Below are 15053 nucleotides of genomic sequence, written 5' to 3'. Positions count from 1 at the left end.
GGGTACGTTATCCACGTGTTACTCACCAGTCCGCCGCTCTCGGCATTGCTGCCTGCCGCTCGACTTGCATGGTTAAGACGCGCCGCCAGCGTTCGTTCTGAGCCAGGATCAAACTCTCCATCATTATGTTTCCCGGATTGCTCCGGGTCTAATTCCGTTCGTTTGTCCCCGCTTGCTCTCGCTTAATTCGGGAGACTTTTTTATCTCCGCATGCGTCTTGCTTTCTTTCCTTCCCTCTACCTGTCAAACAGCGCACCCGTGATTTGCGCGGGTAGCTTGTAATTTACTACTTTTTTCACCCCTGTGTCAAGTACTTCGCAACGCTTTATTGACATTTTCACGAAAATCAATTTTTGACTACACACGGAAGCAACCGTGAGAATTTATAAGAGCGCGGAACATAATGCCGTTCAAAAACAAATTTAATAATTCCGTCTCATTCCCCCTCGCCGGCGCGGTAATCCCAGTTGTGTTTCGGATAACGGCCTTTCATCTCTTTGCAGATTTGGGGCCACGCACCGCTCCAAAAACCTGCGAGATCGTCGGTGATTTGAAGCGGACGCCGCGCGGGAGAAAGCAATTTGAAGAGCACCGGCACGCCCATAACGCGGGGCGTTTCAAAGCAGCCAAAAATCTTCTGAACGATTATCTCGATCGTCGGCCGAACGGTGCCGTCTGCAGCCGCATCGTATACAAGTGCACAGGATTTTCCGTTCGAAAGCGAGATCGTCTGCGGCGCGTTTTTATCGACTTTCGTTCCGTCAAGATAATAATAAAGCGCATCGTATACCGTACTTTCTCCGAGCGTGGTACCGGTCAAAAAAGGCGGAAGCCATTCACGCACAGTTTTTATTAAATTTTCTTCGGACGATTTTGCGATCGTATGCGCGCCGTCGACGTTTACCTCAGTACCGCCTCCCGCCTCAGCGCGGGCATCCGCCGCAGCGCCTCCTCCCGCCCTACGATGTGCCGCTGCAAGGTCGGCTGCAACAGGGGCGGCTGATGCGTGCATTTCATAAAAACGCGCACGCGATAAAAACGCTTTCGTCTTTTCGCCGAGGGGAAGCCATGCGATGCCGTTTTTTTCGACTGCACGGCACACGGCAGGTGCAAAATCTTCGTCCTGCGCGGTGACACGCCTTTCCGACAGTACGATTCTTCCGAAGCGAGTGTACTCGATTTTCCGAAGCGAGTGCGTTTCGTCGGCGAATTCCGTTTCCGTGTATATTTCGCTCTTCGCCGAAAGCCATGACTCCGCTTCTTCCGTCGGAAGCGCTTCCCATCGATAAATACGTCCTTCCCTTTCTCCCGCGTCCACGACGGGCGCAACGATCCACTCGGGAAATACGCGAAAAGCGTCGCGCTCCTTTTTGGGAAGAGAAGCGACACGACCGGACGGAAATCGATACGTGCCGTCCCCTTCAAGGCGGGCGATACGATCGGGAAATCCCGCAAGGAGTAAGACGGCGGACGATATTCCGCGGGATGCGCTAAAATCGCGCACAGTGACAGAGCGGGCGGACACAGCTTTACAGCCCGATGTGCGAAAACCGCGTTCGGCACCGGCATCAGTCGACCCCTTTGCTCCTGAGCTTTCGCACAGATCGGAAAAACGCGATGCGCATTTTGCAAGCCGCTTTATGACATCGGCACAAAATCGTTTTTGCAAGACAGGCGGAGCATCGGCATACGGAGAATACGCGAGAACGCATTGCAGCGCCGCTTCGGTATAGGAGGAAAGACTCCCGAGTTTTCCCGGCTTCCCGTTTTTTTTCTCTGCACTTTTGCCGGCGTCCCCGTCTGAGAGAGCCGAAAGCGCGACGCAGGCAAGACGCGGGTGCAGGCCGAGCGTGAGAGCGGCTTTGCCGAGCGAAGTGATGCGCACGAAATTTTCGATATGCGCTTCATCGCCGGCGCTCAAGCAGCCGAGAGTAATTAATAATTTTTGTGCGCTCCTCCAACCGGCTTCGCTCGGAGAGGTGAGCCACGAAAGCGCATCGCGCCTGTAAACACCCCGTTCGGCGCATTCGAGTACGAGTTCGGTTAAGTCGGTTCTAAGTATTTCCGGCGCCGTCTCGGCGACGTGCACGTCGTTTTCGTGCCACAAGCGTACGCATCGGCCGCGCTGCATGCGCCCCGCTCTGCCCTTCCGTTGTTCCGCCGAAAAGACGCTTTCCGTTTCCGTAACGAGCATTTCCATACCGGCGGCGACGTTCATACGATTGATTCTCGCCAAACCCGAATCGATAACGACGCTCACGCCGGGCACGGAAAGGGAGGTTTCCGCGATCGACGACGATAAAATAACGCGGCGGCGAGAAAGATCGTCCGGAGGAGAGAGCACTTTTTTTTGCTCGTCAAAATCGATCGAGCTGTGTAAAAGTAAAATATCCGCGTCGGCGCTTTCACGTTCGAGTTCCGCTGCGGTTTTTCGAATGTCGGCTATACCCGGAAGAAATACGAGGATGCTTCCCCTATCCCGCCTTCGCAATTCCCTCATCACCACATCCGACGGAAGTACGGCTTCCGCATATTCGACATCGACCGGAAATTGACGACCGGGCACGGAAAACACCGGAGACGGTTCGCCTCCTAATGCAAGATACGACGACAGAGAAGCCGTATCGATCGTCGCCGACATGACGACGACATACAGATCGTCACGAAGCGTCATCGTCTCTTTTAAAAACGCAAGCGCGAGATCGGCCTGCACGGAACGCTCGTGGAATTCGTCGAGAACGACGACGGAGACGCCGTCCAAAAGCAGATCGTCCTGCAGTATGCGCGTCAAAACAGCTTCCGTCATAACGGTAAAGCGCGTCGCCTTCGACACGCACGATTCGAGACGCATCATATAACCGGCAGTTTTACCGACATCTTCTCCGAGCAGCGTCGAAACACGAGATGCGACCGAAAGAGAAGCGATCCTCCGCGGTTCGAGCATAATAATTTTTCCGGTAAAATGATTGAGAAGAGCGAGCGGGAGTGCAGTCGATTTTCCCGCACCCGTTTCCGCCGTAAGTATGAGAGAACGAGATGCGGAAGATTTGAGAGCAGCACAGATATCGTCCAAGTACGGAGCGATCGGCAGCTGCTTAACAAGATCGGGGTAAAGGCGCACGACGCATTATACTCGTTTCAAATGCGACGAAGCAAGAGCGCCGATCGAATAGATTATTATTAATAATTTGTTATTTTTATTTTCCGTATTGATTTATTTTTTGCGTTACTGTATATTTATTAATATGAAAGCAACAACAAAGACAGCCGTAAAAAAACCGGCCGCAAAAACGCCACGCAAAGCAAAGAACCCTGCCGAAGCGTCAAAGTCGCACTCTATTTCATGCGATGATGTAAAATGGGAGAAAATTCAAAAGCTTGCCGAAAAAGCCGGCATGAACGTTTCCAAATACATCATCTCGAAAGTATTGAAATAGTATACACTGTTTTAACAACAAAAAAACCGCAGGGCTTGCCTTGCGGTTTTTTTTGTTAATATTATTCGTCGAGCGCCGCTCTCATCCGTTTACTTGAGCAATGCGGTAAATTGCAATAGTATACGTATGCAAGGAGTTGTACGATGGGAATCAAGCTGTATTCGCTGGGAGCTGCCGAAGAGGTAACCGGTTCGAAGCACATATTTGAAATCGACGGGCGTACGTTTATGGTGGACTGCGGCGCGTTTCAAGGCAAGCGGAAAACGGCCGACGAAAAAAACCGCAATTTTACGATCGCGGCGGATAAGGTCGAAGCGGTGATTTTGACACACGGACACCTCGACCACTGCGGACAGCTTCCCGTACTCGTACGGAAAGGATTTACCGGCAATATCTATGCAACGCCCGCGACGCGCGACATAGCGAACATCGTCATGATGGACAGCGCGCGCATCCAGGCAAAAGACGCCGAATTTTTAAAAAAGAAAGCCGACCGACGCAGCGAAAAATTTACGTGGCAGCCGCTCTTTTCGGAACGCGACTGCATCACGACGGCAAATCAAATCGTCTCTCTTTCGTACAACCGAAAAATGTACATCGCGCCCGACGTCGAACTCGAATTTTTCGATGCGGGGCACATCCTCGGTTCGGCGTTTGCAAGCGTTACGATAAAAGGTCTGCACGGAAAAATCAACGCACCGCATCCCGGGCACGCGGGCGAAAACGAAACGCGCATTTTGTATACCGGCGATTTGGGAAGGCGCAACCAGCCGATCATCCGCGATCCCGAAACGAAAGTGCCTGCACCCGACTACATCTACATCGAAAGCACCTACGGCAATCGCAAGCACGCCGAAAAAGAGTTCGCTATGCACGAACTCGAACGCGTCGTCAATGAAGCGGTTCGCCGCGGCGGAAAAATCATCATCCCCTCGTTTGCGATCGAACGCGCGCAGGAATTGGTGTTTTACCTGCACTTGCTCGTCGATGCAAAAAAAATACCGAACATCCCGATCTACGTCGATTCTCCGATGGCGACGAACGCAACGAGCGTGTTCAAAGTGCATCCCGAATGTTACGACGAAGAGACGAACGAAGCGTTTTTAAAACATCACAAAAATCCCTTCGGCTTCAGCTCGCTCAACTTTACGGCGAGTGTCGACGAATCCAAATCGCTCAACAAAAAAGACGGCCCCATGATCATCATCAGCGCGGACGGTATGTGCGAAGCAGGGCGCGTGCTCCATCACCTCGCAAACAATATCGGCGACGAACGCAATATCATTCTCGCAGTCGGTTATATGGCGGAAAACACGCTCGGCCGCAGAATCCTCGACGGCGACAAAGAAGTGAAGATAATGAACGACTTTTATGAGGTGCGCGCGTCTGTCGAACAGATAGACGCGTTCAGCGCTCACGCCGATTATACGGAAATCACGGCGTGGCTCGACGCTGTCGACACGAGCCGCCTCAAACAGATCTTTATGGTGCACGGTGAAAAAGACGCTCAGGCGTTTTTCAAAGGCTACCTCGCCGAACACGGCTACCCGAACGTGACAATCGTAAAATACGGCGAAAGCTACGAAATCGAATAACGCGGATATGCCGGACTCGGCCGATTAAACGTTTTTATTGACGATGCGCGTTTCGCATTCGCCGGTTTCTATTTTTATAAAACGCGTAAAGAGCGACACTTTATTGTCCTCATTGAGGCTTTCCCATATTCGATTCGTAAAGACGTCGATATCGCCGCGTATGACGACGGGCACGGGTTCTCCTTCAAAGCTCGGAAGCGGATTTCCGTTCCCGCCGTACGTGTGTATAAAGCGTCCGATGCCGTCCTGCGGATTGTCGTATGTGAATGTAAAGCGGCACGCACTTTCAGGATTTCCGTTGTCGCTTTTGAGGATCGAAAGCGCGTAGTCGCAGAATCCGTTCTCGACGTGCAACAGACCGGAAATGCGCGGCGTGTAGTTCGGCTCGTCCGGTTCGAAGGTGCGGGAGCGGAGCGCCTGTTCAAATGTCAGTCCCTTGGATAAGCCTTCGTACAGCGTATCGGTTTGGTCTCCGTTCGTAACGATCGTATTTTTTCCGAGTACGCGCACCGGAGCGTAAATTATTAAACTCGGATCTTCCATTTTAGAAGCGTCGAACGCTTCGGTGCGGATTCCCTCACCGTCGGGAGCGAAAATGCGGTTCCTGCTGTTTTCGCTTCTACCCATAATAAAATACGCGGCGACTGCGGCAGAGCCGTCTTCGGATTTCCCGAGTACGATGCCGCGGCCGGGGTATTCGTTCTGTTTCAGCGTTTCGGAAAGGGAAAGAGGTTTCATGCTATTTTTCGCTCGGTTTTTTTCTGCTGTCGCCGGCGGCCTTTGCCGTGCGCTCGCGGGCGGATTCCATATTGTTTACCATGAGGATCGGCTGATCGGTCGCTTCGAGCGCATCGCGCCACAGCGCGCCTTCGGTGTCGACGACGTTGCGATGGCGCGTCACTTCGCTTATCGGAATGTGGACGAATTTATCGTGCACGAGACCGACGACCATCTTCGTTTTGCCGGCCATCGCCGCGTGGACGGCGTTGTTGCCGAGTCGCTCGCAGTAGATGGAATCGTTCGCCGTCGTAACGGCCGCTCGGATTTGATAACCCGGATCGATGTATTTTAGATTGATATGAAAGTGCTTGTTTTTAAAATACTTCGTGATTTCGTCGCGAAGGTATACGCCGATATCCGCAAGTTTGATATTACCCGAAGCGTCCGTTTCGTTCGTCTTTGTGAGCAGTTCCTGTCCCGCGCCTTCGGCAACGATGACGACGGCGTGATGACGCTCTTTTAAGCGCTGTTCGAGGTATGAAAGGAATCCGTTCGGTCCGTCCATATCGAACGGAACTTCGGGGATAAGACAGAAATTGGCTTCGTGGCATGCGAGCGCCGTTTCGGCAGCGATAAATCCGGATTCGCGTCCCATAAGTTTTACCAAGCCGATGCCGTTGATCTGCGAATGCGCTTCCATGTGGATCGACGCGACGGCTTCCTTCGCCTGCTGCACCGCCGTTTCAAAACCGAACGACCGGTCGATAAACAAAAGATCGTTGTCGACCGTTTTCGGAATACCGATGACGGCAACTTTCAATCCGCGGCGCTCTATTTCGTTTGCGATATCGAGTGCGCCGCGCTGCGTTCCGTCGCCGCCGATGATAAACATCATGCTGATGCCGAGCTTTTCGATACAGTCGACCACGTCCGAAACGCGGTCGCCGCCGCCTCTGCTCGTACCGAGTACGGAACCGCCGATTTTATGAATCTCGTCGACTTTGTCGGGTGTCAGCTCGATCGTTTCGAATCCCTGATCGGGGAAAAAACCTTTGAAGCCGTATTGAAAACCGAGAATGCGGCGCACGCCGTAACGGTAGTACAAGCTGCGCACGATCGCTCTGATAACATCGTTGAGACCGGGGCAGAGTCCGCCGCACGTGCAAATCCCCGCCTTTACGTGATTCGGATCGAAATAGATATATTGACGAGGACCCGCTTTTTGCATGAGGTTTGCCGATGTCTGATCGTCTTCTTCGCCGCCGTGAAATACGTTTACACGGTAACGCACGAACGAATCGTCTTTGACATAGTTCGCACGGAAATCTCCGATGACATTGGAAAGCTGGATCGGAGAAGGGATTTTACACTGTCCGAGCGTTTCAATCGTAAAATCATATTTTTCATCTGTCATATTTTACGCCTCTTATTGTTTTATATTATAGATAATAGCTTTTTTTTTCAATATGAGCGATAGATTTCTCCGATAAAAAAGTGATATATTATAAACGCATAGAAATTATCTTTACAGAGGAATAATCATGGCAAAATTATCAAAGGGACTGACGGCGCTCATCGCCGCCGCGGTAATTGTTTTTTTATTCGCATCGCGCGGATGCGGAGTTTACAACAACATGGTGTCGATGGACGAGAGCGTCACGAGCCGATGGGCTGAAGTGCAAAACCAATATCAGCGCAGATACGATTTAATTCCGAATCTCGTTTCGACCGTCAAAGGATACGCGAGTCACGAAAGCGACGTACTCACGCAAGTTACGGAAGCGAGGTCGCGTGCCGGCGGTGTCATCAATGTCGACGAATCGATTTTGACGGATCCCCAAGCTTTTTCGCGCTACCAGCAAATTCAAAGCGGCCTTTCCGGAAGTTTGCAACGGCTTTTGGCCGTCGCGGAAAATTATCCCGAACTCAAAGCGAATACCAATTTTCTCGCGCTGCAGGATCAGCTCGAAGGAACCGAAAACCGCATCGCAGTCGCACGACAGCGCTATAACGAAGCGGCACAAGAGTTCAACTCGTATATCAGAAGGCTTCCGAACAATTTTATCGCGTCCTTCGGCAGATTTGCCGCAAAGCAATATTTCAGCGCGGACGGTGAAGCGCAGTCGGCCCCCAAGGTGCAGTTTTAACAATTAATAATATTATCGAACTTTGAAATTTTCGGATGATATATGAAAACACAGACAATGCTCAAAAAGCTGAAACTCTCGAACGCCGAATTCGATAGAATCGCGGACGCGGTCGCAAAAGCCGAATCGAAGACGACAGGTGAAATCAAAATCGTACTCGCGCCGGAAAGCGCGCACTATGCGTTTTGGGAACTGCTTGCCGCCGTATGCGCTGCAGCCGCCGTCTTTGCTTTTCTCTTGCCCTTTGCGGGAAAGATAAGCGATGCCTACGATCTCTTTGCGTGGACGGAGCGGACGTGGATGCTGCCGGGCTTGTACGGTTTTGTGTGCTTTGTAAGCGCAGCCGCGGCATTCAAACTTTTCAATATTCCTGCGCTCGACCGTATCGTTGTGCCGCAAAGCGTTCGACTTGCGAGCGTTACGCGGCGGGCGTTCCGACTCTTCGTCGAGTGCGGCGTTTACGATACTACAGAACGTTCGGGCATTTTGATTTTCATTTCGTATTTGGAACGACAAGTGCGCATCGTCGCCGATTCCGGCATTTCAAAAAAAATATCGCACGACCTGTGGCGTATCATTTCGGATGAACTCGCGGCGGAGATAAAATCCGGAAATGCGGCGGACGCTTTCGTCGGCGCGATCGAAAAATGCGGAGAACTCCTCGCCGAGCACTTTCCCGCCCGTGAAGAAAATCCGAACGAACTGCCCGACGGTCTTATCGTACTGGAGGATGCGGAATGGTATTGAATCGAACTGCGACCGGAACATTCCGGATTTCGAAAAGCGCGCCGTCATCTTCGTTGATAAAATTCTTCCGCACGACGGTGCTGCTCTGTCCGCTTTTGCTGATCGCGGCTTTTCCGCTTTCGGCGCTCGACGTTCCCCCGCTCTCAGGCCGCGTCGTAGACAATGCGAATCTCTTGAACGCTTCGGAAACGGAAGCGCTTACATCTCTCCTCGAATCGCTTGAAGAGGCGACAGGCGCTCAAGTCGCAGTTTTGACCGTCGCAACGCTCGCAGGCGACTCGCTCGAATCGTTCGGCATCCGAGTCGCCGATACATGGAAACTCGGACAAAAAGGCGAAGACAACGGCGCGATCCTCATCGTTGCGCTTGCCGAACGAAAAATACGCATCGAAGTCGGCTACGGTCTCGAAGACAAACTCACCGATATGAAATGCGGCCTTATCATACGGAACGTTATCGCGCCGCATTTTCAAAACGGCGACTACGGCGAGGGCATTACCGCAGGCGTAAAAAATATGGCGGGTATCGTTGCAGACGACGCCGACCTCGTTTCAAAGCGCGTCGCGGGCGAAGCACTTCCCACAGACGTGATCCCCATCGCCGCGTTTATCATCTTTTTTCTGATCAATGTGCTGTTTGCGATGATAAGCGCTCGTTACAACAGGCGATATCCTTCAAGCAGGATATACCGTTCGGCATTCGGAAACGATTTTTTTTCGTCGAGTTCAGGCGGAGGCTTTTCGGGTGGAAGCTCTTCCGGAGGATTTTCAGGCGGGGGCGGCGGCTTCGGCGGAGGCGGCGCTTCCGGGGGATGGTAAAGTCTGCGCGGATGCGATCGGCGGATTGCGATTCAAAAAGAGAAAAATGAATTTTATAATTGAAACGAAAAAATCAAAAGATGAGATTCTTCAAATCATACGAAACAACACTTATATAACAACTTCCGTATTTGATTTTTCGAAAGGCGATAAATATTTTGCAGGAAAAGTATCTGAAAATTCATTTAAAATTTTCAGGCATATACATTACAAAAATTCGTTTTTGCCTTTGATAATCGGAACTGTTGAAGAAAATGATTACGGTTCAACAATAAAAATAAAAATGCGGATGGCGACTTTCGTAACGTTTTTTTTATCTGTTTGGTTTGGAGGAGTAATCGCCGCATGTCTGATATTTCCTTTTGCCGGCTTTCCTATGCCGTCCGCTTTAATCCCTTATCTAATGCTTGTTTTCGGGATTTTGCTTGTCGTAATTCCGAATAAAAGTGAAACCGAAAAGGCAAAAGAAAAATTAGAAGAACTTTTAAAATAAACAGGTCTCACCGCAGAGCGGCAAGGTATATTTATTAAGCGGCAGGAGCTGTCCGAAAAGCAACGTGTGCGCAAAAGCGTACGAATGCGGCATTTTCGAAAATCGATATTTTCTGCAATGCCGCATTTATAGGAACGTTTAAAAGCGCCGCTGAAATAGCGCGGCACTTTTAACTTCGAGTTTTCTTCCGAAAACTCGCGTATGTACATGTGCGCTCTCGCGCACCAATGCGGCATTTTCGGAAGTTGACACTTCCTGCAATGCCGCATTTATAGGAACCTTTTTATAGACAGCCCTCTTCGGAATTATCTGTAATACCGCGCTTTATCGCCGTCGTTGAACAGTTCGATCTTGTGGTATATGACCTGTTTCATCGCGTCGATGCACGCGGGGTAAATCGCGTTCGGTTCGCGCAGCGTCGTATCTTCGAGCACTTCCCGGCATTTTCTGTAAAAGGCCGATTTGATATCGCTCGATATGTTGATCTTTGCAACGCCGAGCCGCACCGCTTCGGCGATCTCTTCGTCGGGATTGTCCGAACCGCCGTGCAGCACAAGCGGCACGCTCGTCTTTCCGACGATTTCCTTTAACAAATCGAGGCGGAGCTTGGGCTTTTTCGTTTTCGGATACAGACCGTGCGCCGTGCCGATAGCGATCGCGAGCGTATCGACGTTCGTCGCTTCGACAAACCGGACTACATCGTCGGGATCCGTATAGATGATATTGTCGGTACCCGCCTCTCCGCCGTTGCCGGTCGCACCGATCGTCCCGAGTTCGGCTTCTACGGACACGCTTACTGCGTGCGCCGCTTCGACGACTTTTTTCGTTATCGCGATATTGTCGTCGAAAGACGTCGTTGAAGAATCGATCATAACCGACGTAAAGCCGCATGCGATGGCACGGATGACTTGCGCAAACGATGCGCCGTGATCGAGGTGGATGCAGACGGGAACGGACGCTTTATGCGCTTCTTCGCGCACCGCCGCAACAAAACTGTCGCCGACAAACGAAAGCTCGTCGGGATGGATGGCGATGATAACGGGGGCGTGTTTTTCTTCACACGCTTCCATTATCCCTTTTAAAATCATACTGCTGCTTACATTAAAAGCAGGAACGGCAAAATGCTCTTTTTGTGCAACGCACAGCATTTCTTTCATGTTCATCAACATTTGAAGCTCCTTCTATATGCGCTACACGGTGACGACATTCAAACCGCCTTCGGTCAGAATGCGTTCATCGGCAGCCGTTATATTCGTATCCGTGATCAAAATATCGGGAGTTTTTATATCGCATACGAAACACAGGGCGGTCGTTCCGGCTTTGGTCGAATCGACGGCGATGATAACGTATTTCGCATTTTGAATCATCAAGCGTTTAATAACCGCTTCCTGCGGAATCGCCGAAAAAAAACCGTCGTACGGGATAAATCCGCTCATCCCCAATATCGCTTTATCGGTTCTGTATCGCCGAATCGCGTCTTCGCTAGTCGAACCCAATAAGGAATCCGTCGCTTTTTCCAATTCCCCGCCCGTAATGATGACTTTATTGTCGTTGATGCCGGCAAGCGTTCTCGCTATCAGCGGAGAATTCGTGACAATCAGCAGTTGTTTGTGCTTTAAAAGGCTTTGCGCCGTCAGCAGCGTCGTACTGCCGCCGTCCATAAAAACGCTGTCGCCGTCGTTGATAAGAGAAGCGGCATATGCGGCGATGCGCTTTTTTTCTTCGACGGCACTTCCCATCCGCACGTCCAGATTCGTCGTCTGCCAAATCGCCCTGTCCCGGTTGATCATCGCGCCGCCGTGCGTACGGATCAATTTGCCGTCTTGCTCCAAAATCAGCAAATCGCGCCGGATCGTCACTTCGGTAACGTCAAAGTGCCGTGCGAGTTCGGGTACGTCGGCTCGTTTATTTTCGCCGATATAATCCAGCATACGGTTTCTTCGCTCTTCTACGAATTCTTTTTTTTGCATTTACTTCTCTCCGTAGGCCGCTTTTGCCAAAAATCCTCCGACAAAAGCATCTCCCAGGCCGATGGTTGTTACGTCTTTCTGATTGACTGCAATGGAAGCAATACAATATACTTTATTTGAAAGCGCCCTTATTTTAGAACAGAAAATTTCGCTTATCTGTTCACGAGGCATTTTTGCCGTACTGTAATAATCCTCTGCGGAAAAATCATCTCCGCATCGCAGACGAGTTGTTGCCATAATAATACCGGCATCCAAAGCCGTTTTGTAGTTTTCTATATCGGTTCCATAGGCAAGTGCCCAATAACGAGTATGGACAATTAAAGTAGGTACATGGATTTTTTGTTGAAGTAATTGCAAGGAATTCAATATAGCAGAAGGATTCAGCAAATCAACTTCCGCTCCGATATAATTTTGCATTTCATCTTCATTAAGGCTGTATATACTGATGTAAGGTAATAAAGATTTCCATACCTCACAAGGAAATTTTGGATTGTAAAAACAAGCATCTTCATAATATATTTTTATATTCTTACAATATTTATCTAAACACTCCGTTATAAATGTTAATCTTGCTTTTAATAAGTTAATATCTTGTATGGCATTTAATCCGCTCAGAAGCAAAATATCGGCGGTTCTATTTTTTTCAAAAAAAAGGGGATTAATCAGCATAAGAGCATTGTCTGCATCATTAGTAAAAATAATTCTATTTGCCCGTTTTGATCTGACAACACTGTTATGAAAGCGAACAACCAAATCCTTTGGAAACTGAATAATTAAATGCGGATATAAACTGTCGGTAGAATTACTACAAACAAAATCTACGTTCGTCGGTAACAGCTTTCTCACAACATCATTGACGGTTACTAAGTGTAAAAAAGATTTGCACCCTAATTTTGCCATTACCATTGCAGCTCTGGGAGCCGTACCACCGATTGTTGTTTTATAAGGAAATTCGCTTGTAAAAGAATTAATAATCGATATATCTTTAATCTGTTTTTCTCCTCCCTTTCCTGTTTTTAAAAAATAAAGAATGGAAGAAACAATATCTTTTAATGTCGTTATGGATTCTCTATCATATATATCATCTTCACTTATATTTAAAGGAGAAACGATCTTTTGAAAAGCATCTGTTGTTAATAAGATTTCATAATCAATGTTATCACCCAATCCAAGAGCGACGGTTTTTTTACAAACCATTGTTTTCTCCTTTCTTTTTATTTTATTTTAAAATTTAATCATAGTCAATGATTAAAATAGAATAAAATGAAAATATTTGAGCTTTTCCTAAAGAAAATACGAAAAAAAAATGACTTTTTCAGATAAATTGCATTAAATGAAGTGCTATAAGCAGTGAAATTTATTGTTTTTATCATATATAACCACAATATATGATTATATATGATAAAAAGATTGACAAATAAGAAAAAAGCATACATAATAAATAGAACATATGACCTTTCATAAGGAGGAACCTGAAATGAAAAAAGGATTTATGGTATTTTTGTTATGTAGCGTTGTTGCCACGCTGCTTATGGCAAAAGGAGAGAGCGAACAAGTCGGAAAAGAAAAAACTGTTACTATTGAATTTATTCAATGGTGGGAACCGGAATTACCACAGGGAGCTTTTCGGGCATTGATGGACGAATTTGAAGCTAAAAACCCGAATATCAAAGTCAAATTAGTTAGCGGTCCTTATTCAAATACAAGAGATCAAATCGTAACAGGCGCTGCTACAGAGACTTTAAGCGATGTCGTAGGTCTTGACGGGGCATGGGTAAATGATTTGGCAAAACAAGGGGCGATTGCACCTCTTGATTCTTTTATGAATCAAGGAGGTTTTAATCCGAAAGAAATAGCAGCTATCATAAAACTTGACGGTAAAAGTTATATGTTTCCGGTAGCAACTTTTGTCTACCCTATTTTTGTCAATCTGAATATGTTTGATGATGCCGGAATAAAAAAAATGCCTTCTTCCAGAAGTGACTTTGTAGCAGCTGCAAGAAAACTGACGAATACTTCAAAAAATCAATATGGATGGGTACTTCCGCTCTCTTTACAATCTCCCAACGGGATTCAAAATGATGTTCTTTCATGGTTGTGGGCTTCCGGAAAGACAATGTTAAAAAACGGAAAGCCGAATCTTGTTACACAAGATGTAATCGGAACAATCGACTTTATCCAGACACTGTATAGTGAAGGTCTTATTTCTCCCGGTTCTTTTACAAAGCAGGAACAAGATAAAGTTGAGGAATTTGCAAACGGTCGAATTGGAATGATGGTAGATACGCTTGCTCATATTAATATGATCCGTGAGCGTAATCCGAAACTGCGTTTTGCAATTACCGCGATCCCGGCAGAAGACGGTTATACGGGGACACGCGGTTTGCCTTATGCGGCGTGGGGTATTGGTATAAGTAAAAACAGCAAACACAAAGAAGAAGCATGGAAACTTGTTTCTTTCTTGATGAGTGCGGAAATTAATACGAAACTTGTTTCAATTGCAAACGCCTTTCCCGGTAACGTTAAAGCAACTCCCGATTTTGTTAAATCCGATGAACTTTTTAAACAAGGCTTTGACATATTCCAAAAAGGTTATATTGCAAATGAATTTGTAGGTTTGCCTGTTGCAGAAGAACTTATGCGCCAATTTGATACGGAATTACAGCTTGTATTGGATAAGAAACAAACAAGCCGTCAGGCTGTCGAAAAAATTCAGGCAAAATGGGCAAAAGAATTTTAAGACAACAAAAACGTAATAATAAGTAACTATAACGGTCGGTTTGTTAAAAACTGCAAACCGATCGTTATTATCTGAACGGATAGCCGGATATCGGCAGGTAAAGAATGATAAAATTTAAGCGAATTTTAAAACCCTATATATACCTCTTACCAGCAATTCTATCGTTGGGAATTCTAATGCTCTATCCGATGGCTACCGTTATTTCATATTCGGTAATGGATAATGTTATAATGAATAAATCTCCTCGTTTTATAGGGATGGTAAATTATAAAACAATTCTAGAAGATCCGATATTCCATACAGCTCTCGGCAATACATTATACTTTACTATTTTAAGTGTTATTTTTCATCTGGTTATAGGTTTATGTTTCGCGTTATTATTAAAC

The 15053-nt window shown here is 47.8% G+C and carries 13 protein-coding genes, 1 rRNA gene and 1 pseudogene; 8 read left to right on the top strand and 7 right to left on the bottom strand.

All coding sequences use genetic code 11. From position 1 onward, the window contains the following. Together H9I36_RS12765 and H9I36_RS12760 are read right to left on the bottom strand one after the other, a co-directional pair. Positions 1-124 (bottom strand): 16S ribosomal RNA (locus H9I36_RS12765); the annotation flags it as partial. Between the two features lie 312 nt (positions 125-436). Further along, positions 437-3121, bottom strand: coding sequence for an ATP-dependent RNA helicase (locus H9I36_RS12760; RefSeq protein ID WP_187385725.1), 2685 nt, complete (start codon positions 3119-3121; stop codon positions 437-439). Positions 3122-3245: 124 nt separating this feature from the next. Between H9I36_RS12760 and H9I36_RS12755 the strand changes: the two genes are divergently transcribed. Continuing rightward, the gene (locus tag H9I36_RS12755) at positions 3246-3437 is read left to right on the top strand and encodes a hypothetical protein (RefSeq protein ID WP_187385724.1); all 192 of its coding nucleotides are present in this window, start codon (positions 3246-3248) and stop codon (positions 3435-3437) included. Positions 3438-3580: 143 nt separating this feature from the next. Beyond that, a complete protein-coding gene (locus H9I36_RS12750) occupies positions 3581-5032 on the top strand; it encodes an MBL fold metallo-hydrolase RNA specificity domain-containing protein (RefSeq protein WP_187385723.1) in 1452 nt (483 codons plus the stop codon). 24 nt (positions 5033-5056) lie between these two features. Here H9I36_RS12750 and H9I36_RS12745 read toward each other — a convergent pair whose 3' ends face one another. Together H9I36_RS12745 and H9I36_RS12740 are read right to left on the bottom strand one after the other, a co-directional pair. Further along, a complete protein-coding gene (locus H9I36_RS12745) occupies positions 5057-5770 on the bottom strand; it encodes an IMP cyclohydrolase (RefSeq protein WP_187385722.1) in 714 nt (237 codons plus the stop codon). Between the two features lies 1 nt (position 5771). After that, a complete protein-coding gene (locus H9I36_RS12740; RefSeq protein WP_187385721.1) occupies positions 5772-7166 on the bottom strand; it encodes an ATP-dependent 6-phosphofructokinase in 1395 nt (464 codons plus the stop codon). A gap of 127 nt (positions 7167-7293) precedes the next feature. On the opposite strand from H9I36_RS12740, the gene H9I36_RS12735 reads away from it, so the two are divergent. From H9I36_RS12735 to H9I36_RS12720, 4 genes are read left to right on the top strand one after another with little or no spacing between them, the layout of a single operon-like run. Further along, positions 7294-7899 carry a LemA family protein gene (locus tag H9I36_RS12735; protein WP_187385720.1) on the top strand — a complete coding sequence of 202 codons (606 nt, stop codon included), beginning with the start codon at positions 7294-7296 and terminating at the stop codon, positions 7897-7899. A gap of 42 nt (positions 7900-7941) precedes the next feature. Further along, the gene (locus H9I36_RS12730; protein WP_187385719.1) at positions 7942-8646 is read left to right on the top strand and encodes a TPM domain-containing protein; all 705 of its coding nucleotides are present in this window, start codon (positions 7942-7944) and stop codon (positions 8644-8646) included. After that, positions 8637-9464 (top strand): TPM domain-containing protein, encoded by an 828-nt coding sequence (locus H9I36_RS12725; RefSeq protein ID WP_187385718.1) that lies wholly within the window; start codon positions 8637-8639, stop codon positions 9462-9464. Before H9I36_RS12730 ends, H9I36_RS12725 begins: the two co-directional genes overlap by 10 nt. Beyond that, positions 9391-9957 carry a hypothetical protein gene (locus H9I36_RS12720; RefSeq protein WP_187385717.1) on the top strand — a complete coding sequence of 189 codons (567 nt, stop codon included), beginning with the start codon at positions 9391-9393 and terminating at the stop codon, positions 9955-9957. The genes H9I36_RS12725 and H9I36_RS12720 overlap by 74 nt, the downstream gene beginning before the upstream one ends. Positions 9958-10262: 305 nt before the next feature. Here H9I36_RS12720 and H9I36_RS12715 read toward each other — a convergent pair whose 3' ends face one another. From H9I36_RS12715 to H9I36_RS12705, 3 genes are read right to left on the bottom strand one after another with little or no spacing between them, the layout of a single operon-like run. Further along, entirely contained in the window at positions 10263-11126 is an 864-nt protein-coding gene (locus tag H9I36_RS12715; protein ID WP_187385716.1) for a ketose-bisphosphate aldolase, read from the bottom strand. 21 nt (positions 11127-11147) lie between these two features. Then, the gene (locus tag H9I36_RS12710) at positions 11148-11927 is read right to left on the bottom strand and encodes a DeoR/GlpR family DNA-binding transcription regulator (protein WP_187385715.1); all 780 of its coding nucleotides are present in this window, start codon (positions 11925-11927) and stop codon (positions 11148-11150) included. Then, positions 11928-13124, bottom strand: coding sequence for an ADP-dependent glucokinase/phosphofructokinase (locus H9I36_RS12705; RefSeq protein WP_187385714.1), 1197 nt, complete (start codon positions 13122-13124; stop codon positions 11928-11930). A gap of 280 nt (positions 13125-13404) precedes the next feature. Here H9I36_RS12705 and H9I36_RS12700 point away from each other — a divergent pair, with 280 nt between their 5' ends. Together H9I36_RS12700 and H9I36_RS12825 are read left to right on the top strand one after the other, a co-directional pair. Next, positions 13405-14667 carry an ABC transporter substrate-binding protein gene (locus H9I36_RS12700; protein ID WP_187385713.1) on the top strand — a complete coding sequence of 421 codons (1263 nt, stop codon included), beginning with the start codon at positions 13405-13407 and terminating at the stop codon, positions 14665-14667. A 188-nt stretch (positions 14668-14855) separates the two neighbouring features. Next, a pseudogene (locus tag H9I36_RS12825) lies at positions 14856-15053 on the top strand (sugar ABC transporter permease); the annotation flags it as partial.

The sequence above is a fragment of the Treponema sp. Marseille-Q4130 genome (assembly GCF_014334325.1).
Taxonomy (GTDB): Bacteria; Spirochaetota; Spirochaetia; order Treponematales; family Treponemataceae; genus Treponema_D.
Note: the sequence above shows the minus strand (reverse complement) of the source record. Positions and strands in the feature narration are given on the sequence as shown.